We start from the raw sequence: 19,392 nt of genomic DNA, 5'->3' as shown, positions 1-19,392 counted from the left end.
TTCGGCGTGACCCCTTCGGCGTTCGGCGTGACCCCTTCGGCGTTCGGCGTGACCCCTTCGGCGTTCGGCGTGACCCCTTCGGCGTTCGGCGTGACCCCTTCGGCGTTCGGCGTGACCCCTTCGGCGTGACCCCTTCGGCGCGCCGTTGCTGCTGCTCGCCCGCCAGGGCGAAAAGGAACGTGCCGGCGCCTACCTGCGCACCCTCGTCACCCACTTCCCGACGGCCGACGAGGCACGCGTTGCCCGCGGTTTATTGGAGTTGGGATAAACGACAGGATTTGTGTTCTGTGCCTAGGTCCGCGCGGTGAGAGCGGTAACGGTGGTGAGGTACTGTTTCACCTCAGCGGCGATGGGATGATCGGCGTAATGCTGCGCCAGTAATTGCAGTATCGGCAGGGCCTTCTGTTCCTGATTCATCCCTTCACTCAGGGCGCGCGCCACCAGCAGGTAGAGACGCGGAATGTCGGCATGACCCGGATAGCGCTTGTGGAAACCGTTGCCCAGCGCCACCACAGACTTGTAATCGCCGATGCTGAACATGGTCTGCGCCAGCGGATAGACCTGATCCGGGCTGTCCAGTCTGAATTCCGGCTCGGCCTTGATGCAGTCACGCCACACCTGCACCGCCTTGGCGCGGTCCGTCCCCTTCAACAGCATGCCGATATATTCGGCGCCGTGACCGGTGAGGCGCTTGACGTCGCCGGTCAGTGCCAGCAGGCGGTGAAAGCGATCGCGCAGTACCCGATCGGTGCGGTTCTGCAGCACGCGTGCGCGCAGCACCGTCACCGCCTGCTCCAGCCGCCCCTCCTGAATCATCGCCTCCACATCGCCCAACAGCGGATGTTCCCGCGCCTGCGCCGGGTCGGTGGCGGCCAGAGCCTCCACGTCCACATCCACCGCCAGGCCGAGGCGATGATGGTACTGGAACAACACATAACCCATGAGGGTGAACATCACCAGGGTAAAGTAGCCGTTGAGCAGAACGCCCGCCGGAATGATCACCCCGAACACCGTGTCCATGAAATCCTCGGCAAGGCGCGCCGCCTCTTCCGGGTCGACCGCGCTCGCATCCATTTGCTGCAGGGCGATGAAATCGCGGCCCAGGGACGTGGCCAACCATTCGAGCACCACGTTGGGGCCGCTGGAGAGGATGCCGAGCAGGAAGAACAGGGCGAGATAGGGCAGTCCGATACGGCTGATCATGCCAAACAGCACCGTCGGGTTCACCGCCGCCGCGATGCTGTGTTCCACTGCCAGGGCCATGATGCTGGCCGGCAGACACAGCATCACCACGGTGTAGTACGCCATGGCGGCAACAGGACCGAGCATGGAGCCGATGACGCCGAGGGGAACGAACAGGATCACGAAGACGGCAAACTGCTTCAGCGCCAGGTCGAGTCCCTGCCCGCTCAAGGCCTGCATCACGGCGGGCGCCTCATCATGACCGCGGGCGCGATGGGACAGCAGGGTATAGGCATATTTGTAGAACGCCAGCAGCAATACCAACTGCACCAGCAGCGCCGTAAGGGAGCGGTAACCGACCAGGGCACTGAGGAGGGTGACCACCACCAGCAGCACCAGCGGCTGGGTCTGGAATGGCGTAGTGAAGAAACTGGGCAGGCGTGTCCAGAATGGCGGCACCAAATCCTCGCCCCCCACCTCCACCGCCGGACTACGGCACAGGGGGCAGGACGGCGGGCCGCCGGGATTCTCTTTGGAAAGGCAGGAAGAGCAGAAATTGATCCGGCAATGCTCACAGGCCCAGCGCGCGGTGCGCTGGGGGTGATACTTGCACATTACCTTGGCCATGCTGCCGCATTTCCTTTCGCTACGGGTCGAGATGGCGCCAGGCCCGGTCTGGCATGCGCCGAAATCAATCGGCTCCTACGGCATCGGCTGTATCAATACCGGTGCTTGGCACCCGCCGGGATCTTTTCGTCCTCGGATACTTCCAGCGACAGGCCTTCCAGACCCGAAGTAAGCTCTTCCGGCGTTTCGATGTCGCCCAGCTTGATCATCAGACGCACTTCGTTGGCCGAGTCGGCGTTACGCAGCGCCTCTTCCATGGTGATGTGGCCACCACGATACAGCTCGTACAGCGCCTGGTCGAAGGTGCGCATGCCCGACTGCGCACCCTTCTTCATCTGCTCCTTGAGCAAGTGCACCTCGCCCTTCAGGATCAGATCGGCGACGAATGGCGTGTTCATCATCACTTCCACAGCCACGCGGCGGCCCTGGCCGTCGGCGCGCGGAATCAGACGTTGCGCCACCACCGCCTTGAGGTTGAGGGACAGGTCCATCAGCAACTGCGAGCGGCGGTCTTCCGGGAAGAAGTTGATGATGCGGTCCATCGCCTGGTTGGCGTTGTTGGCATGCAGGGTGGCCAGGCAGAGGTGGCCGGTTTCGGCGAAGGCGATGGCGTGCTCCATGGTCTCGCGGTGGCGAATTTCGCCGATCAGAATCACGTCCGGTGCCTGGCGCAGGGTGTTGACCAGGGCGTCCTCGAAGCTGTCGGTGTCGATGCCCACCTCGCGCTGGGTGACGATGCAGCCGGCGTGCTGATGCACATACTCGATGGGGTCTTCGATGGTAATGATGTGGCCGTGGCTGTTCTTGTTGCGGTAGTCGACCATCGCCGCCAGCGAGGTGGACTTACCGGAGCCGGTACCACCGACGAACAGCACGATGCCGCGCTTGGTCATGGCGATGTCGGCCAGGATGGGGGGCAGATTGAGATCGGTGAACGTCGGTATCTTGGTTTCGATCTTACGCAGCACCATGCCCACCTGATTGCGCTGCTGGAACACGTTGACGCGGAAACGCCCGATGCCGGAACGCGACAGGGCAAAGTTGCATTCGCGCGTACGCTCGAAGGTCTCGCGCTGTTCGTCATTCATGATGCTGTAGACGATCTGCTTGGCCTGGTCCGGTGTCAGGCTGGCCTTGGCCACCGGCGCGATCTGGCCATTGACCTTCATGCTGGGCGGGATACCGGCCGTGATGAACAGGTCGGAACCGTTCTTGTGCACCATCAATTTGAGCAGTTGATCGAAGTCCATGCCTGCGTCCTCTGATTACTTGAAGGCTTCCTTATTGGCGGCGCGCAGGCGCGCTTCCTGCTTGCTGACCAGGCCGCGCTGCACCAGATCGGTCAGGCACTGGTCGAGCGTCTGCATGCCGAACTGCTGACCGGTCTGGATGGCAGAATACATCTGCGCCACCTTGTCCTCGCGGATCAGGTTGCGGATGGCGGGGGTGCCGATCATGATTTCGTGCGCCGCCACACGGCCGCCGCCCACCTTCTTCAACAGCGTCTGCGAGATGACCGCGCGCAGCGACTCCGACAGCATGGAACGCACCATGTCCTTTTCCGCTGCCGGGAACACGTCGATGATACGGTCGATGGTCTTGGCCGCGGAACTGGTATGCAGGGTGCCGAACACCAGGTGGCCGGTCTCGGCGGCGGTCAGCGCCAGGCGGATGGTTTCCAGGTCGCGCAACTCACCCACCAGGATGATGTCCGGGTCTTCACGCAGCGCCGAGCGCAGGGCCTCGTTGAAGCCGAGGGTATCGCGGTGCACCTCGCGCTGGTTGACCAGGCACTTTTTCGATTCGTGCACGAATTCGATCGGGTCTTCGATGGTGAGGATGTGGCCGTATTCGATGTTGTTCTTGTAGTCGACCATGGCTGCCAGGGTGGTCGATTTACCCGAACCGGTGGGGCCGGTGACCAGCACGATGCCGCGCGGGTTGTCGGATATCTCCTTGAAGATGGGCGGGCAGTTCAGTTCTTCCAGGCTGAGGATCTTGGAGGGAATGGTACGGAACACCGCGCCGGCGCCACGATTCTGGTTGAAGGCGTTGACGCGGAAGCGGGCAAGGCCCTTGATCTCGAACGAGAAGTCGGTTTCGAGGAATTCCTCGAAGTCCTTGCGCTGCTTGTCGTTCATGATGTCGTACACCATGCCGTGCACCGTCTTGTGCTCCAGCGGCGGCACGTTGATGCGGCGTACGTCGCCATCGACGCGGATCATCGGCGGCAGACCGGCGGAGAGATGCAGGTCTGACGCGCCGTTCTTGACCCCGAAGGCGAGAAGTTCGGTAATATCCATATTGTTCCCCCACCAGAAATATCGTCGTTATTCGCCCGCTTGCGGTGTGGTTCGGGCGCCGGATGCGACTAAAGTATAACGCCCGCGCATGACACACAACCTTGACAATCTTTCTGCCCGGCTGGCCGCCGTACACGACGCCATCCGCACCGCCGCCGCACGCCACGACCGCGCCGCCGGCGCGGTCACGCTGCTGGCGGTGAGCAAGACCCAGCCGGCGGATGTGGTCCGTGCGGCCGCCGCCGCCGGCCAGCGCCGCTTTGGCGAAAACTATCTCCAGGAGGCGCTGGTCAAGATGGCCGCCCTCGCCGACCTCGACCTGGAGTGGCACTTCATCGGCCCGTTGCAAAGCAACAAGACGCGGCCGGTGGCGGAACATTTTGCCTGGGTACACAGTGTCGACCGCCTCAAGCTGGCCGAACGGCTGTCCGCCCAAAGACCGGCGGGCTTGCCGCCGCTCAACGTCTGCCTGCAGGTGAACATCAGCGCCGAGGCGAGCAAGTCCGGTTGCCGTCTGGAAGAGTTGCCGGCCCTGGCGCGGGCGGTGGCCGCCCTGCCGGGACTGCGACTGCGTGGCCTGATGGCCATCCCGGCCCCCGCCACGGGGCTGGAGCAGCAGCGCCTACCCTTTCGCCGCCTGCGCCAGGCGCTGGAACAGCTCAATGCCAGCGGTCTGGCTCTGGACACCCTTTCCATGGGCATGAGTGACGACCTGGAGGCCGCCATCGCCGAGGGGGCCACCCTGGTACGGATCGGCAGCGCCATCTTCGGCGCGCGGCCGGCAAAACGGTAATCTGCTCCCGTCACAGACGGGTAGCAGGTGTTCTCCTTAGGGAAGGTCTGAATAAGTCCATCCTGGACTTCTCAGCCCACGCGAATCGAAAAGTATGATTTTCGATTCGCTTCATTTTCCAACGACTTATCGTCGTTGGAAAATGGCGGCACATCCCTGTGCCGCGGAAGCTCTGAACTTATTCAGAGCTTCCTTAGCCTCTGCGGTGCAAGGGTTTCGACGGTATACTCTGTGGCCTTTCGGCCCAGGCACGGATTCTTCGACCATGAAAGACGCGAATATCGGATTCATCGGCGGCGGCAATATGGCGCGCAGCCTCATCGGCGGCCTGGTGGCCGACGGCGTGGCGCCGCATCGGCTGTGGGTGGCGGAACCCGATGCGGAGCGGCGCGCGGCCCTCGCGGCCCAGTTCGGGGTACACATCACCGCCGACAACACCGAGCTCGCGGCGGCCATGGACGCCCTGGTGCTGGCAGTCAAACCCCAGCAGATGCAGGCGGTCTGCGCTGCCATCGCCCCGCGGGTGCAACAACGCAAGCCGCTGGTCATTTCCATCGCCGCCGGTCTGCGCCTGGAGGCCCTGCAACGCTGGCTGGGGGGCGAGCTGGCCCTGGTGCGCACCATGCCCAACACCCCGGCCCTGGTGCAGAGCGGCGCCACCGCCCTGTTTGCCACCCCGCGGGTAAACAAGGTGCAGCGCGAACTGGCCGAGGGCATCATGCGCGCCGTGGGACTGACCCTGTGGCTGGAAGATGAAGGCCAGATGGATGCCGTTACGGCCCTGTCCGGCAGCGGCCCGGCCTATTTCTTCCTGGTCATGGAGGCCATGCAGCAGGCCGGCGTCCAGCTCGGGCTGACGGCCGACATGGCCCGCCTGCTCACCCTGCAGACTGCCTTCGGCGCCGCCAAGATGGCACTGGAGTCGCGCGAGGACGCCGCCGTGTTGCGCCGCCAGGTCACCTCCCCCGGCGGCACCACCGAACGTGCCATCGGCATCCTGCAACAAGGGGGGCTGGAGGGACTGTTTGCCCAGGCACTCAGCGGCGCCCGTGACCGCTCCCAGGAACTGGCGACCCTGCTGGGAGGTGCGCAATGAACGGCTATCTCTCCTCGCCGCTGACCTTTCTGATCTCCACCGTGGTCAGCCTGTACATCCTGGCGGTGATGCTGCGCTTTCTGCTGCAGCTCACCCGGGCCGACTTCTACAACCCGCTGAGCCAGTTCATCGTCAAGATCACCACCCCGGCCCTGCGTCCCCTGCGCCGCATCATTCCCGGCTGGGCCGGCGTGGATATCGCCTCCGTGGTACTGATGCTGCTGCTGCAAATGCTGTCGGTCTGGCTGATCTTCATGCTCGGTGGCCGCGGCATCGACCCGCTCAACCTGGTCATCATTGCCGTGGCGCAGTTGGTGGACCTGGCCTTCAGCGTGTTCATCTTCGCCATCCTGATCCAGGCCATCCTCAGCTGGATCACCCCCGGCACCTACAACCCGGTGACCTCGGTACTGTTCAGCCTCACCGAGCCGGTGCTGCGGCCGGTACGCCGCCTCATCCCGCCGGTCAGCGGCTTCGACCTGTCGCCCCTGGTGGCCATCCTCGGCCTGCAGGTGATCCGCATGCTGGTGATGCCGCTGTTCGGCATGCTGACCGGGGCCGGACCGCTGGCGCAATGAGCTGGTACCGCTGGCAGGGGACGGCTCTGCTGCTCACCGTCCGCCTGCAACCGCGCGCCAGCCGGGACGAGATCGTCGGCCCCCACGGCGATGCCCTGAAGATCCGCATCACCGCCCCGCCGGTGGAAGGCCAGGCCAATGCCCATTTGGTCAAATTCCTCGCCGACGCCTTCGACGTGTCCCGCAGCCAGGTCACCCTGGTCAGCGGCGACAGCGCCCGCAGCAAACAGCTGCGCATCGATACCCCCCACCGCCTCCCCCCCGAAGCTATGATTCAACCTGCAATTTGAGCCACTACTCATTGTCATTGCTAGAATTTTCGATATATTGGTCATACGATAAGTGTCTCCAAGCGCCCAGCTAGGACAAGCGACCGTCTTCCGGGCGGACAATAAGGACAGAAGACCACCATGGCGAACCAACGCTTCGACCGACAAATGCAGGCCTATGGCCAGTGGAAAACCGCGCTGCTCGCCGGTATCGAGCGCTATCAGCGCTGGCTGGACGGCAACAAGATGGGCGAGGCCGAAGATGAGCTGCGCATCTACGAGGTCCTGGAGGCGCTGCGCGCCGACCGCCTGACCATCGCCTTCGTGGCGGAGTTCGCCCGCGGCAAGACCGAGCTCATCAACGCCATCTTCTTCTCCGAATACGATCGTCGCCTGCTGCCCTCCGAGGCCGGCCGCACCACCATGTGCCCCACCGAACTGTTCTGGGACAGCAACAGCGACAAGGCCTATGTGCGCCTGTTGCCCATCGAGACGCGTCTTAGCGACACCTCCATCGCCGAATACAAGCTGGAACCCATCAACTGGACCCACATCGAGCTGGACCTGTCCTCGCCCGACAACATGGCCGAGGCCTTCCAGGAGATCGTCAAGGTCAAGCAGGCCACCCTGGACGAGGCGCGCAAGCTGGGGCTGTACAGCGACGCCGATGCGCACATGCACATGAAAAACGGCAAGCTGCCGGACAAGATCGACATCCCCCTGTGGCGCCATGCCCTGATCAGCTTCCCACACCCGCTGCTCAAGCAGGGGCTGGTGATCCTCGACACGCCGGGCCTCAACGCCCTCGGTTCCGAACCGGAACTGACCCTCAACATGCTGCCCAACGCCCAGGCCGTGGTATTCGTGCTGGCCGCCGACACCGGCGTCACCAAGTCCGACCTGGAGATGTGGCAGCACAACGTGAAGCCGCTGCGCAGCGGTCACAAGAAGGGCCTGTTCGTGGTATTGAACAAGGTCGACACCCTGTGGGATGAACTGAAGAGCCCGGCCCATATCGAAAAGACCGTGAAGGATCAGTGTCAGCGCGCCGCCCAGACCCTGGGCATCGAGGCCGATCAAATTTACCCAGCTTCGGCGCAGAAGGGGCTGCTGGCCAAGATCCGTCACGACAAGGATCTGCTGGCACGCAGCAATATCCTGGCGCTGGAAAACATCCTCGCCGGCGAAGTGCTGCCCTACAAGCAAAGCCTGGTGCGCGAGCACATCCTCAGCAGCATCGGCGCCATGGTGAAGGAGTCGCACGACATCCTCGCCACCCGTCTGGCCTCGGCGCGCAAGCAGCTGGATGAGTTGAAGGGACTGTCCGGCAAGAACAACGAAGTCATCGAACTGCTGATGAAGAAGACGCGCGATGAGCAGGTGGCCTACTACAAGAATGTGGAAAGCTTCCAGGCCAACAAGCGCATCATCCAGGAGCAGTCGAAAAAGCTGAGCGACACCATCAATCTCGCCTCGCTGGATCAGCTGGTGGCAGACACGCGCAAGACCATGTCCGACAGCTGGACCACCCACGGTCTCAAGGCCGGCATGAAGACCTTCTTCGACGGCATCAACTCACGCCTGTCGGAGGTGTCGGAATTTGCCGATCAGCTCAACCGCCTGGTGATTACCATCTACCGCACCTTCCACCAGGAGCACGGCATCGCCGAAATCAAGCCGGCACTGTATTCGCTCACCAAGTACAAGCAGGAATTCCAGCAGCTGTATCAGGAAGCCGAGGCGTTTCGCACCAGCCCGGTGACGACGATGACCGAGCAGCACTACGTCATCAAGAAATTCTTCATCTCCCTGGTCAGCCACGCGCGCAACATCTTCTTCAAGGCACAGCGCGATGCCGAAGCCTGGAGCAAGGCGGTGATGTCGCCCCTGGTCAAGCAAATCAAGGAACACAAGGAGACCATGGAGCAGCGCCTGGAGAATCTGCGCAAGATCAACGATTCGCGCGACACACTGCAATCGCGTATCGAGGAGCTGGAAAAATCCAATGCCTCGCTGCTGAAGCAGTACGCCGAGGTGCGCAGCATCCTCAACACCATCAATCAGCCGCTGGAACTGGTTGAGGAAACCGAGCCGGCCGCCAAGGCCAGTTGAGCCGGACTCACGCTGAACCTCCAGTAACAGCTGTTACTCTCGCCAGACAAGCCTGGCGAGAGCTCACCCAGGTTTTTCGGGTTATATCAGCGCCGCTTCCACCAGCATGTAGATCCCGAATCCCATTACCAGGGCACCGGCCGTGCGCCGCACCCACATCAGGCGCAGCCAGGCGGCGAGCTTGCCGGCAACCAGCCCCATGGTGAGCAGGTTGGGCAGGGTGCCGACACCGAAGGCCAGCATGAGCAGGGCGCCGTCCAGCGGGCTGCCGGACGAGATCGACCAAATCAGGGTGCTGTAGACCAGACCACAGGGCAGCCAGCCCCACACCAGGCCCAGCGCCAAGGCGTTGAGCGGCGAGCGCACCGGGATGAAACGGCGGCCGATGGGCTCCAGAAAACGCCACACCAAATGACCGGCGCGCTCCACCTTGGCCAGGCCGAACCACCAGCCCCCCAGATACAGCCCCATGGCCACCAGGAACAGGCCGGCCAGCACCAGCATACCGACGCGGATTTCATGCAATGCGCCCATGTTGGCGGCCAGCATGCCGACACCGCCCATCAATGCGCCGGCAACCGCATAGCTGAGCAAGCGGCCGCCGTTATAGCCGAACAGGTAGGGCAGAAATTGCGTGGCGCGGCCGCGTACTGTCTCCGGCAGACCGAAGGAGAGGGCGCCGACGATACCGCCGCACATGCCGACGCAATGTACGCCGCCGAACAGTCCGACAAAGAAGGCGGCGATATAGGAAATCTCGGCATGCATGGGCGGTGCGTCCGGCAACAGAAGGTTCAGGCGTGTATCATAGCCTCTTCATCATTCCTGCCCCAACACCATGCCAGCGGAAAATAAACCCACTCTGCTCAAATCCAAGATGTTCTGGGTGGGCGTGCTGTACTTTGCCGAGGGTTTTCCGCTCGGCGTGTTCTTCGACGTGTTCCCGGTACACTTTCGCCAACAGGGCGTGAACCTGTCCGAAATCGGGTTTCTCAGCCTGCTCGGCCTGGCCTGGACCCTCAAATTCCTCTGGGCGCCGGCCGTGGATCACTACCGCCACCACCGCCGCTGGATGGCCTTGGTGGACCTCGGCATGGGTACGGTGATGCTGGCCATGGCGATCCACGCCGGCTTCGGCCCCTGGACCTGGATTGCCATCGGCGTATTCACGCTGCTGTCCGCCACCAACGACATCGCCATCGACGGCTACACCATCGAGCTGCTGGACAAGCGCGAACTGGGCCTGGCCAATGGCCTGCGCATCGGCTTCTACCGCGTCGGCATGCTGGCAGCCGGCTTCGTGCTGATCCTGAGCGACTACATCGGCTGGACCGGAACCTATATCGCTGCGGCCTTGTTGTTCGTTCTGCTCGCCTTCGCCTGCCTGCGCGCCCCCAAGGAGCGGGTGGTGGAACGGGTGCATGGTCTGACCCTGCGCGCCGAACTGCGCGGCCTGTTGGTTCACCCCCTGCCCTTCGCCGGCGCGCTGCTGTTCCTGCTCGGCACGCTGTGGCTCATCGATCGCACCACGCGCTGGTCGCAATACCATGAGCAGTTCTGGCTTTACGCCTTCGGCGCGGCGACACTGCTCTGGCTCATTAGCCTGGTACGTCACCAGCGCAACGGCAACGGCAGCGCCCGCGCCCTCACCGAGGGACCGATGTTCGGCACCCTGCTGGCGATGCTGGCCCGGCCCCACATGCTGCCGATCATCGGCTTCATCCTGATCTTCAAGCTGGGCGACGCCGCCATGGGCTTCATGGTCAAGCCGTTCTGGGTGGACGCGGGCTTCTCCGCCAGCCAGATCGGCCTGGTATCGGTGAACCTGGGGCTGATCCTGTCCATCGCCGGTGGCGTTGCCGGTGGCTGGTTCACCGATCGCGTCGGCATTTTTCGCGCCCTGTGGGTGCTGGGCCTGTGCCAGGCGTTCTCCAACCTCGGTTATGCCTGGGCCGCCTCGGTCATCCCCCTGGGTACCGATACCGCGCTGATTCCGCTGCAGCATCAGATGTTGATGTATACCGCCAGCGGACTGGAGTCCTTCACCGGCGGCCTTGGCACCGCCGCCTTCCTCGCCTTCCTCATGGCCATCGTCGACAAACGCCACTCCGCCACCGAGTACGCCCTGCTGTCCTCGGTGTTTGCCCTGAGCCGCTCGGTGGCCGGCTGGGCCGGCGGCTTCGGCGCGGAAACCATGGGCTATGCCGACTACTTCCTGCTCACCTTCTTCCTCGGCTTCCCTGCCTTCCTGCTATTGCCCTGGGTGGCGCGCATGCTCACCTATGCGGCGGCAAAAAATTGCGGTAAGGCAAGTTAACGCGCGATCGTCACTAATCGAAGTATTTTCCCTGGCATTCTCCCCGCAGCGGACTAACATTCGCTACAAACGCAAGCGAGGAATCCGCCATGCCCCTGCTGACCGGACGCGATCACTGCCTGCAACATCCAGCCCATACCCTGCGCACCTATGGCGCCGGCGTGTTTATAGCCGCGCTGCTCCAGCAGAGGACCAGCCTGCTGCAACTGCTCACCGAACATTTCACTGCACACGGCTATCCCATGCCCGGTGAGCTGGGCCGCGCCTACCGTCTGGCCGCCCTGCTGGAATTGCGTATGGCCCGCTTCTACGCTGCGCTGGCCCAGCGTTTCGCCTTCGAACCGGAGGCCGCGGCACTGTTTCGGGATTTGAGTGAGGAAGAGGAGGAACATGCCCGCCTGATGCAGCTGTGCCGTTACACCATCATGCTCGGCACCACCCTCCACTTCGTGCCGCGGCTGCAGGACGCCGAGATCAAAGCCTTATTGCGGCGCCTGCGCCACTTGCGCACCGAGCTGCATACGCTATCGTTGGATCAGGCCCTGCAGCTGACCGAAGAGCTGGAGCGCAGCGAGATCAACGCCATCTTCGACAAGCTGCTGAATCAGGCGCTGGTCGAGGCGACGGAACCCTTTGCCGACGCACTGCACCATGCCGGCAATCATGCAAGCTCGGTACCGGCACGCATCGCGCGCCTGCGCCGGCAACTCGCCGCCTGAACCGGTTTCACTACGTCCCCTGGTGGACGTCCCCTGAAGGCCCCTCAGGCCTTCCAGCCCCCGCCCGCCGGCCAGCGGAGCGGGGGCTGATTCTTTTCAGGGTCTACAACGGGTAGTCGTAATCGATGGTGAGGGGCGCGTGATCGGAAAAGCGCTGGGTCTTATAGATCTCGGCAGCACGCACCTTGTCGCGCAGGCCCGGCGTGATCACCTGATAGTCGATGCGCCAACCCACATTCTTGGCCCAGGCCTGACCGCGGTTGGACCACCAGGTATATTGCTCGGCGCGCGGGTCGACCACGCGGAAGGCATCGACGAAATCCCACGGCCCGAACACCTGATCCAGCCAGGCACGCTCCTCGGGCAGACAGCCGGAGTTCTTCTGGTTGCCCTTCCAGTTCTTGATGTCGATCTCCTTGTGCACGATATTGAGGTCGCCGCAGATGACCCACTCACGCGGCTGCTGCCGCATCTGCTGCAGGCGCTGCCCGAAACGATCCAGAAAACTGAACTTCACCTGCTGCCGCTCCTCACCCGATGAACCGGACGGCAGATACAGGGACACGATACTGAGTGTGCCAAAATCGGCCTGGATATAGCGCCCCTCCGCGTCCATGTCCTCGAAGCCGGCCCCCAGCGCCGTGAGCACCCGATCCGGTTTGCGCCGGCTGTAAATGGCAACACCGCTGTACCCCTTCTTCTGCGCATCGACGAAGTGGGCGTGATAGCCCTGCGGGTAATGCGCCGCCACATCGAGTTGATGCTCCTGGGCCTTGGTCTCCTGCACGCAGACCACATCGGGCTGCTGCGCCGTCATCCACTCGAAAAATCCCTTGCTGCTGGCGGAGCGGATACCGTTCAGGTTGGCGGTAATGATGCGCATGTAACCTCTCTATGAAAAAGTCGAAAGCGAAGACGCCGGCGAAAATACGTCACAGTGGCTGGCGTAGATCGCACCCACAGTCACAGGCAGCAACACCAGCAGGCCCAGGCCAAAGGGGATGACAGCGATCAAGGCCAGCACGATGTAAACCACTCCGAACAACAACAGCGGCAGGATGTTGGCAAGGCAGGCATTGAAACTCTTCTTCATCGCGTCCACCGGCTTGACCGCGCCAAACATCACCAGCGGCACAGCGTAGAAAAACGCCATGGACAGCAACAACCCCAGCACGGACAGCAACAGCAGCGCCAGCAATATACCCACACCCACACCTGCCGCCATCGCGTCGTGGCCATTGCCCTGCATCATGCCGGCCATGCCCATGCTACTGCCGATGAGTATCAGGGTGATGAGCATGAACAGGATATTGGCACCGAGCATCACGGCACCCAGCACCAGTACCGCATTGCGGGTCTCGTCTTCCTTGAAGGCGATGAACAGGTGGCTGATGTCCATTTCACGCTGCTCCGCCGCCTCGTGCGCCGCATACAGCACACCACCAAGCAGGCCGGGCATGATCAACGCAAACAACAGCGATCCTAGCACCGGCACCAAATTGAGCACGATGGCGATGACGAACAGCAGGATCATGAATACGATCCACATGCCAGGATTGCGCATGAAGATTGCCCAGCCGGCGCCATACCAAGCCAACCCCTTGTCGAAATTTACGCTCTGCGTCTGCATACCTGCCTCCCTGGAGTGTGGTCGTTGCTGCGGCGAAGCATAGCAACCCGCCCTGACAATGACAGCCCGCGCCGCCTATCCTCCAGTTCAGCACGATCCGCACCAGCCCTTGGGGGGAGACACGACCGGGGCCAAACGGGTTAAAATACGCGCCCCCTACCCGTCCGGTGAGCGTCATGCAGGATTACAAGCGCGAATTCATTCAGTTTGCCATCGACAATCAGGTGCTGCGCTTCGGCCAGTTCACCCTCAAGTCAGGCCGCATCAGCCCCTATTTCTTCAACGCCGGCCTGTTCAACACCGGCATGCAATTGGCCCGTCTCGGCCGCTATTACGCCGCCGCGATCCAGGATTCCGGCATCGCCTTCGACACCCTGTTCGGCCCCGCCTACAAGGGCATCCCGCTGGCCAGTGCCGCCGCCATCGCCCTGGCCGAGCACCACGGCCGCAACGTGCCCTGGTGCTTCAACCGTAAGGAGGCCAAGGACCACGGCGAAGGCGGCAATATCGTCGGTGCGCCGCTCCAGGGCCGCATCCTGATCATCGACGACGTGATCACCGCCGGCACCGCCATCCGTGAATCCATGGAGATCATCGACAAGGCCGGCGCCCAGGCTGCGGGCGTGGTCATCGCCCTGGATCGCCAGGAGCGCGGCAAAGGCGAACTGTCGGCCATTCAGGAGGTGGAACAGAACTTCGGCATGCAGGTGGTCAGCATCATCACCCTGGCCGACCTGATGCAGTTCCTGGAAGGCGATGCGGCCCTCGGCCAGCACCTGGACGCGGTGCGCGCCTACCGCGCCGAATACGGGGTGAAATAACGCGTGGAATGCCGCCCCGGCTGCGGCGCCTGCTGCATCGCACCGTCCATTTCCTCGCCCATCCCCGGCATGCCCGGCGGCAAACCCGCCGGGGTGCGTTGCACCCAGTTGGACAGTGACAACCGCTGTCACCTGTTCGGCTCGCCGCTGCGGCCCGCTGTGTGTGGCGGCTTTCCGCCCCACCCCGACGCCTGCGGCGACAGCACTGCAGCAGCACTGTACCTGCTCACCGAGCTGGAGCGCCTCACAGCCCGCTAGGAGCCGCTCCGCCGCGACCGGAAGTGCAACCGGTCCGCAAATGAACGCAAATAGACGCGAATATTCGTGGCGGCACACTGGACAACCCGCTCACTCGGAAGGCGGGTCGGTGCAGCAACCCCACGGCCTTGGGTTGCTGCTTAAATCTGCGCCTATTCGCGTTCATTTGCGGACTCGACGGTGTTCCGCCGTTTAACCAAGCAACAGCTTCAACCCCACCAGCACCGTCACCCCCTCAAACACCCGCTTGATCCAGCGGTTACCCTTGGCGATGGCCAGGTGGGCGCCGATGTAACCGCCCAGCAACGACCCCAGCAGCAAGGCCGGCAGCCAGTCCCAACGCACCTCTCCCAGAGTGCCCAGCACCAGAGCACCGGCGCCGTTCCAGAACACCCCCACCAGCACCAGCGTATAGGCCACGGCCCGCTGGTAGTCGAGGCCGAACCAACGCACCAGCCACAGAGTCACGAACAGGCCGGTGCCGGAGGTGAGCGAACCGTTGAGCACGCCGATGGCGAACAGTCCCAGGCCGCCCAGCCACAGTGCGGTACCGCCGCGGTGGCGCGGCGCGTACTCCTGCCCCAGCTCCCGCTTCAGCGCCGAATACACGCCCAGGCCGATGGTGAGCAGACCCAGGGCCACCTGGGCGCTGCGATCCGGTACGCGCAGGATCAGGCTGGCACCGATGACCACACCGGGCAGGCCGCAGCCAAGAATGAACAGCACGAAGCGCCGCTCCAGGTGCGAGCTGCGCAGATGACGCAGGGTGGCGCCGACCCCCAGCGCGACGCTGGCGATTTTGTGGGTGGCCAGGGCAATGGCAAAGGGCAAGCCGAGGAAGATCAGCACCGGCAGTTGCAGCAACCCCGCGCCGCCGCCGGCGAAGGCGGAAAAGGCGTTGGCGATGAAGGAGATAACGAACAGCAGCAGGTGAGCGGACAGATCCACGACGGAGTTCAAATGACGCTATGGGGGTGTGGCAGTATACTGTAGACATATGTTGCTTGCGGCTACCAGGAGAATTACTACCATGTCTTTCCGTGCTCCGCGCCTGCCGGCGCTGTTCGTTGCCCTGAGCCTGGCGCTGCCCGGCAGCGCCCTGGCGGCCATCAAGTGCTGGACCAACAAGGACGGCGTACGCGAGTGTGGCAACGTGGTCCCGCCGGAGTATGCACAGCAGGAAACACGCACGGTAAACCCGCGCGGCATCACCGTGGAGGTGAAGGAGCGCGCCAAGACGGCGGAGGAGCTGGAACAGGAGCGTGCGGCCAAGGAGGCCGAAGAACGGCGCGTTGCAGAAGAGCAGAAACGCCGACAGGAGCAGGCCGCCTATGATCGCATGCTGCTGTCTACCTTCACCACGGAACAGGAACTGCTGGCTTCGCGCGACCGCGCCAGCGGTGCCATCGATGCCACCATCGAGATCACTGGCGCCACCATCACATCGCTCAATCGCAAACTGGACGAATTGAAACGCCGTGCCGCCGGACTGGAGCGCGCCGGCAACCCGATTCCTGAGGAGCTCAAGGGCGACATGGCCTCGCTGGAAAAGCAGATCGACGACAAGAAGAATTACATCGAAGACAAACAGCAGGAAAAGGAACAACTGCTGCAGAAATATGAGGGCGACCTGCAGCGCTACCGCGAACTCAAGAGCACGCGGCCGCGCTGAAGCGCAATGTGTCGGACCCAACGACCGATCGGCTGATTACGTCTCTTTAAGGAAGGTCTGAACAAGTCCATCCCGGGCTTCTCAACCCACGCGAATCGAAAAATGTTGTTTCCGATTCGCTTCATGTTCCAACGATTTATGGTCGTTGGAACATGGCGGCACATCCCTGTGCCGCGGAAGCCCTGAACTTATCCAGCGCTTCCTTAAAACAGGCCACGCGCCAACAACGGCCACTGCTGCTCCCACAGCTCCAGCGGTGAGCGCTTGAAGCCGCTGCGCACGAATTGCGCCATGCGGCCATGGGCCGCCGCCACCAGCAGGCTCGCCATCGCCGCTGCCGGCGCACCGGCAGGCAGGCGCCCGGCCAGCTCGCCTTCGCGCAACACCTGCTTGAACTGAGTTTCGATGCGGTCGTAAAACTGGCCGACACGCACGCGCAGGCGCTCCGTCTCACCCACCAGCGCGTCACCCACCAGGATGCGGGTGATACCGGGGTTGCGTGCCGAGAAGCCGAGCAACACCGCCATGATCTTTTCGCAACGCGCCACCACATCCTTTTCATCGGCCAGGATACGATTGATCAAACCAAATACCGTGTCCTCCAGAAACTCGATCAACCCCTCGAACATCTTCGCCTTGCTGGGGAAGTGACGATACAGCGCCGCTTCCGATACGCCGACGGCGCGCGCCAGGCTGGCGGTGGTGATGCGCTCACCAGGGCTGGTTTCCAGTTCGTGGGCCAGCGCCTCCAGGATCTGCTGGCGGCGCGACGGTTTGTCGTTACTCATCATCCGTTCCTGATCAGGGTGCCAACGCCGGCGTCGGTGAAGATTTCCAGCAGCAATGCATGTTCAACACGGCCGTCGATGATGTGGCTGGACTTGACGCCGTTCTTCACCGCCTCCAGCGCCATATCGATCTTGGGGATCATGCCACCGCTGATGGTGCCATCGGCGATCAGCTCGTCGACGCGGGTGGCGGTGAGCCCAGTGAGCAGGTTGCCGTCCTTGTCCAGCACGCCGGTGGTGTTGGTGAGCAGGATCAGCTTTTCCGCCTTCAGCGTCTCCGCCAGCTTGCCCGCCACCAGGTCGGCGTTGATGTTGTAGGACTGGCCATCCTCGCCCACACCGACCGGCGCGATCACCGGGATGAAATCCTCGGTATCAAGCAGGGCCACCAGGGCCGGATCGATCGCCGTCACTTCGCCCACTAGGCCGAGGTCGATCAACTCATCCTGCTTGTCGCGGCTCTTCATCAGCAGCTTCTTCGCCTTGATCAGGCCACCGTCCTTGCCGGTAAGGCCGACGGCACGACCGCCATGCTGATTGATCAGATTGACGATCTCTTTGTTCACCAGACCACCGAGTACCATCTCCACCACATCCATGGTTTCGCGGTCGGTGACGCGCATGCCCTGGATGAACTCGCCCTGCTTGCCGATGCGCTTCAACAGATCATTGATCTGCGGGCCGCCACCATGCACCACCACCGGATTCATGCCCACCAGCTTCATCAGCACCACGTCCTGGGCGAAGCCGTGCTTGAGGCGCTCCTCGGTCATGGCGTTGCCGCCATACTTGATGACGATGGTCTTGCCGGCGAAGCGGCGGATATAGGGCAGGGCTTCGGCGAGAACACGCGCGTTGTTCATCGCAGCAGTGATGTCCAGGGTCATGGAAGTTCAGGTTCGGGTCAGGGGGCTGTATGGTTTGTAATTTCCGCCGTCGCCGAACTGCCCGGCAACAGCGGGACTATTTTAATTCTTTCCGCTTTTACCGCCGTTGTTGCTGCCGGTCGGACCCAGCTCTTCCACCTGCACGGCGTCCTGGGACATAAACAGCAACGAGGACGGCATGTCCTCACCTTCCGGCGGCTCATCGACGATGATGCCGTTGTCCTTCTGCATGGCGGCAGCCTTGGCCGCATCCGGTTGTACCGCTTTGGGCTGCAGGGTGCCCAAGTGCTGCTCCAGCGCCGTCAGCACGTCCAGCGACTCCGCCAGACGGACATCGAAGTTGTGCTGGCGCCGGCCGCTCCACATCTCCACCGCCTGCTTCACCACCGCCACCAAGTCACCACGGACGATGCGGCCGGCCACGGCGGTGAAAAGAATGAAGGCCACCAGCAATACCGCCAGACCGACGCCGAATACCGTGAGAAAGGCAGTCTGCTGTACGGCACTCACCGCCGGCATACTCTCCGGTGCCCAATAGATGAGGTTCCAGGCAGTGCCCGCGACAGCCACGGAATAAGTCGCCGGGGTGCCCTGCAGATTGGCGTCACCGGCCGCGCCGAGCAGCAGGTGCTTGCCGTCCACGGACTGACGCAGTTCCACATAGCCGCCATCGGCCGGCACCAATGGCCGCAGCCATTCGCGCAGCACCGCCACATCCAGGGTAACCATCAGGCTGCCAACCATGCCCTGCGGCCCGACCACCGGCCGCAACATATCGATATGTTGCACCTTGGTGCCGTACAGGTGCGCCTCCACCGGCGGCAGCTGGCCGGCTTCGGCCATCCTAGCCAGCTCCAGGCAGGCATAACTCAAGGGGGGAACGGCGGTCTCGTCCAACCGTTCGTCACCGACGGCGATAAAGCGTATGCGCAACACGGAGGGGAACAATTCACGCAAGCGCCGGACCTGTTCGTCCAGCGCGGCCTGGTCACCGGTCGCCAGGGCGGCAACGACGGCCGGCGCCCGCCCGGTGGCGGCGATGACATCGGTATAGCCCTGCAAACGCCCCGCCAAATGGTCCGCTATACGATCCGCACGGCCGTGGGTCAGGGCATCGCGCCGCTCCTGGCCCACCAGGGCGAACTGAAAATAGGTCAGCGCCGCTACCACGATCATCACCGCCATACCGGTGACCAGCAGCGGCATCACCAGCACACGGACGTTCAAGCCACGGGTTGGCTTTTTGGGTTCCTGGGCTACACCGGCAGGTACCGGAACAACGTCCTCGTCGGTGTCTTTGCGGAATTTTTTGAAGAGTGATTTCACGGCGCCTGGTTCCC

Annotated in this window: 21 protein-coding genes; 11 read left to right on the top strand and 10 right to left on the bottom strand. The window is 63.0% G+C overall.

Translation table 11 applies throughout. The features are described 5' to 3' along the window. Positions 1–145 precede the first annotated feature (145 nt). The gene (locus ACMV8A_RS05555; protein ID WP_495324765.1) at positions 146–268 is read left to right on the top strand and encodes a hypothetical protein; all 123 of its coding nucleotides are present in this window, start codon (positions 146–148) and stop codon (positions 266–268) included. Between the two features lie 23 nt (positions 269–291). On the opposite strand, the gene ACMV8A_RS05550 is transcribed toward ACMV8A_RS05555, so the two are convergent. The 3 genes from ACMV8A_RS05550 to ACMV8A_RS05540 form a co-directional block, all read right to left on the bottom strand. After that, positions 292–1,809 carry a hypothetical protein gene (locus ACMV8A_RS05550; RefSeq protein ID WP_495324764.1) on the bottom strand — a complete coding sequence of 506 codons (1,518 nt, stop codon included), beginning with the start codon at positions 1,807–1,809 and terminating at the stop codon, positions 292–294. A 92-nt stretch (positions 1,810–1,901) separates the two neighbouring features. After that, on the bottom strand, positions 1,902–3,059 hold the full coding sequence (locus ACMV8A_RS05545; RefSeq protein WP_495324763.1) for a PilT/PilU family type 4a pilus ATPase: 1,158 nt from the start codon (positions 3,057–3,059) through the stop codon (positions 1,902–1,904). Between the two features lie 15 nt (positions 3,060–3,074). Next, positions 3,075–4,112, bottom strand: a complete 1,038-nt coding sequence (locus tag ACMV8A_RS05540; protein WP_495324762.1) for a type IV pilus twitching motility protein PilT — start codon at positions 4,110–4,112, stop codon at positions 3,075–3,077. Between the two features lie 88 nt (positions 4,113–4,200). On the opposite strand from ACMV8A_RS05540, the gene ACMV8A_RS05535 reads away from it, so the two are divergent. The 5 genes from ACMV8A_RS05535 to ACMV8A_RS05515 all read left to right on the top strand — a co-directional run bounded on the left by ACMV8A_RS05535 (position 4,201) and on the right by ACMV8A_RS05515 (position 8,960). Beyond that, entirely contained in the window at positions 4,201–4,905 is a 705-nt protein-coding gene (locus ACMV8A_RS05535; RefSeq protein ID WP_495324761.1) for a YggS family pyridoxal phosphate-dependent enzyme, read from the top strand. 265 nt (positions 4,906–5,170) lie between these two features. Beyond that, entirely contained in the window at positions 5,171–6,001 is an 831-nt protein-coding gene (gene proC, locus ACMV8A_RS05530) for a pyrroline-5-carboxylate reductase (protein WP_495324759.1), read from the top strand. Further along, complete coding sequence (locus ACMV8A_RS05525; protein ID WP_495324758.1) at positions 5,998–6,579, top strand: YggT family protein; 582 nt, start codon at positions 5,998–6,000, stop codon at positions 6,577–6,579. The genes proC and ACMV8A_RS05525 overlap by 4 nt, the downstream gene beginning before the upstream one ends. After that, the gene (locus ACMV8A_RS05520; RefSeq protein WP_495324757.1) at positions 6,576–6,869 is read left to right on the top strand and encodes a DUF167 family protein; all 294 of its coding nucleotides are present in this window, start codon (positions 6,576–6,578) and stop codon (positions 6,867–6,869) included. Before ACMV8A_RS05525 ends, ACMV8A_RS05520 begins: the two co-directional genes overlap by 4 nt. 120 nt (positions 6,870–6,989) lie before the next feature. Further along, positions 6,990–8,960 carry a dynamin family protein gene (locus ACMV8A_RS05515; protein WP_495324756.1) on the top strand — a complete coding sequence of 657 codons (1,971 nt, stop codon included), beginning with the start codon at positions 6,990–6,992 and terminating at the stop codon, positions 8,958–8,960. Positions 8,961–9,041: 81 nt separating this feature from the next. Here the strand turns inward: ACMV8A_RS05515 and ACMV8A_RS05510 are convergent, their stop codons facing one another. Beyond that, complete coding sequence (locus ACMV8A_RS05510; protein WP_495324755.1) at positions 9,042–9,728, bottom strand: sulfite exporter TauE/SafE family protein; 687 nt, start codon at positions 9,726–9,728, stop codon at positions 9,042–9,044. A gap of 70 nt (positions 9,729–9,798) precedes the next feature. On the opposite strand from ACMV8A_RS05510, the gene ACMV8A_RS05505 reads away from it, so the two are divergent. Then, on the top strand, positions 9,799–11,277 hold the full coding sequence (locus tag ACMV8A_RS05505) for an MFS transporter (RefSeq protein ID WP_495324754.1): 1,479 nt from the start codon (positions 9,799–9,801) through the stop codon (positions 11,275–11,277). 89 nt (positions 11,278–11,366) lie between these two features. Continuing rightward, the gene (locus ACMV8A_RS05500) at positions 11,367–11,996 is read left to right on the top strand and encodes a ferritin family protein (protein WP_495324753.1); all 630 of its coding nucleotides are present in this window, start codon (positions 11,367–11,369) and stop codon (positions 11,994–11,996) included. 103 nt (positions 11,997–12,099) lie between these two features. Here ACMV8A_RS05500 and ACMV8A_RS05495 read toward each other — a convergent pair whose 3' ends face one another. After that, positions 12,100–12,879: an exodeoxyribonuclease III gene (locus ACMV8A_RS05495; protein WP_495324752.1), complete on the bottom strand. Its 780-nt coding sequence runs from the start codon at positions 12,877–12,879 to the stop codon at positions 12,100–12,102. 9 nt (positions 12,880–12,888) lie between these two features. Continuing rightward, positions 12,889–13,626: a BPSS1780 family membrane protein gene (locus ACMV8A_RS05490; RefSeq protein ID WP_495324751.1), complete on the bottom strand. Its 738-nt coding sequence runs from the start codon at positions 13,624–13,626 to the stop codon at positions 12,889–12,891. A 176-nt stretch (positions 13,627–13,802) separates the two neighbouring features. Here ACMV8A_RS05490 and pyrE point away from each other — a divergent pair, with 176 nt between their 5' ends. Beyond that, positions 13,803–14,447: an orotate phosphoribosyltransferase gene (gene pyrE, locus ACMV8A_RS05485; RefSeq protein WP_495324750.1), complete on the top strand. Its 645-nt coding sequence runs from the start codon at positions 13,803–13,805 to the stop codon at positions 14,445–14,447. Positions 14,448–14,450: 3 nt separating this feature from the next. Beyond that, entirely contained in the window at positions 14,451–14,705 is a 255-nt protein-coding gene (locus ACMV8A_RS05480; protein WP_495324749.1) for a YkgJ family cysteine cluster protein, read from the top strand. 192 nt (positions 14,706–14,897) lie between these two features. Here ACMV8A_RS05480 and ACMV8A_RS05475 read toward each other — a convergent pair whose 3' ends face one another. Continuing rightward, entirely contained in the window at positions 14,898–15,653 is a 756-nt protein-coding gene (locus ACMV8A_RS05475; RefSeq protein WP_495324748.1) for a sulfite exporter TauE/SafE family protein, read from the bottom strand. Between the two features lie 82 nt (positions 15,654–15,735). Between ACMV8A_RS05475 and ACMV8A_RS05470 the strand changes: the two genes are divergently transcribed. Continuing rightward, entirely contained in the window at positions 15,736–16,377 is a 642-nt protein-coding gene (locus tag ACMV8A_RS05470) for a DUF4124 domain-containing protein (RefSeq protein WP_495324747.1), read from the top strand. 203 nt (positions 16,378–16,580) lie between these two features. On the opposite strand, the gene slmA is transcribed toward ACMV8A_RS05470, so the two are convergent. From slmA to ACMV8A_RS05455, 3 genes are all read right to left on the bottom strand, one after another. Next, entirely contained in the window at positions 16,581–17,165 is a 585-nt protein-coding gene (gene slmA, locus ACMV8A_RS05465) for a nucleoid occlusion factor SlmA (protein ID WP_495324746.1), read from the bottom strand. Then, positions 17,165–18,052 carry an acetylglutamate kinase gene (gene argB / locus ACMV8A_RS05460; RefSeq protein ID WP_495324745.1) on the bottom strand — a complete coding sequence of 296 codons (888 nt, stop codon included), beginning with the start codon at positions 18,050–18,052 and terminating at the stop codon, positions 17,165–17,167. Before argB ends, slmA begins: the two co-directional genes overlap by 1 nt. Positions 18,053–18,133: 81 nt before the next feature. After that, the gene (locus ACMV8A_RS05455; RefSeq protein WP_495324744.1) at positions 18,134–19,378 is read right to left on the bottom strand and encodes a hypothetical protein; all 1,245 of its coding nucleotides are present in this window, start codon (positions 19,376–19,378) and stop codon (positions 18,134–18,136) included. Positions 19,379–19,392: the final 14 nt, after the last annotated feature.

The sequence above is a fragment of the Sulfurivermis sp. genome, assembly GCF_059410345.1.
This window is presented reverse-complemented; position numbering and strand designations above follow the sequence as displayed.

What these genes read in the sequence shown, in the direction of transcription:
- ACMV8A_RS05540 (WP_495324762.1), bottom strand. Translation starts at nt 4,112, where the DNA reads ATGGATATTACCGAACTTCTCGCCTTCGGGGTCAAGAACGGCGCGTCA.
- ACMV8A_RS05470 (WP_495324747.1), top strand. Translation starts at nt 15,736, where the DNA reads ATGTCTTTCCGTGCTCCGCGCCTGCCGGCGCTGTTCGTTGCCCTGAGC.
- ACMV8A_RS05510 (WP_495324755.1), bottom strand. Translation starts at nt 9,728, where the DNA reads ATGCATGCCGAGATTTCCTATATCGCCGCCTTCTTTGTCGGACTGTTC.
- argB (WP_495324745.1), bottom strand. Translation starts at nt 18,052, where the DNA reads ATGACCCTGGACATCACTGCTGCGATGAACAACGCGCGTGTTCTCGCC.
- ACMV8A_RS05505 (WP_495324754.1), top strand. Translation starts at nt 9,799, where the DNA reads ATGCCAGCGGAAAATAAACCCACTCTGCTCAAATCCAAGATGTTCTGG.
- ACMV8A_RS05490 (WP_495324751.1), bottom strand. Translation starts at nt 13,626, where the DNA reads ATGCAGACGCAGAGCGTAAATTTCGACAAGGGGTTGGCTTGGTATGGC.
- pyrE (WP_495324750.1), top strand. Translation starts at nt 13,803, where the DNA reads ATGCAGGATTACAAGCGCGAATTCATTCAGTTTGCCATCGACAATCAG.
- ACMV8A_RS05545 (WP_495324763.1), bottom strand. Translation starts at nt 3,059, where the DNA reads ATGGACTTCGATCAACTGCTCAAATTGATGGTGCACAAGAACGGTTCC.
- proC (WP_495324759.1), top strand. Translation starts at nt 5,171, where the DNA reads ATGAAAGACGCGAATATCGGATTCATCGGCGGCGGCAATATGGCGCGC.
- ACMV8A_RS05525 (WP_495324758.1), top strand. Translation starts at nt 5,998, where the DNA reads ATGAACGGCTATCTCTCCTCGCCGCTGACCTTTCTGATCTCCACCGTG.
- ACMV8A_RS05550 (WP_495324764.1), bottom strand. Translation starts at nt 1,809, where the DNA reads ATGGCCAAGGTAATGTGCAAGTATCACCCCCAGCGCACCGCGCGCTGG.
- ACMV8A_RS05515 (WP_495324756.1), top strand. Translation starts at nt 6,990, where the DNA reads ATGGCGAACCAACGCTTCGACCGACAAATGCAGGCCTATGGCCAGTGG.
- ACMV8A_RS05500 (WP_495324753.1), top strand. Translation starts at nt 11,367, where the DNA reads ATGCCCCTGCTGACCGGACGCGATCACTGCCTGCAACATCCAGCCCAT.
- ACMV8A_RS05495 (WP_495324752.1), bottom strand. Translation starts at nt 12,879, where the DNA reads ATGCGCATCATTACCGCCAACCTGAACGGTATCCGCTCCGCCAGCAGC.
- ACMV8A_RS05535 (WP_495324761.1), top strand. Translation starts at nt 4,201, where the DNA reads ATGACACACAACCTTGACAATCTTTCTGCCCGGCTGGCCGCCGTACAC.
- slmA (WP_495324746.1), bottom strand. Translation starts at nt 17,165, where the DNA reads ATGAGTAACGACAAACCGTCGCGCCGCCAGCAGATCCTGGAGGCGCTG.
- ACMV8A_RS05520 (WP_495324757.1), top strand. Translation starts at nt 6,576, where the DNA reads ATGAGCTGGTACCGCTGGCAGGGGACGGCTCTGCTGCTCACCGTCCGC.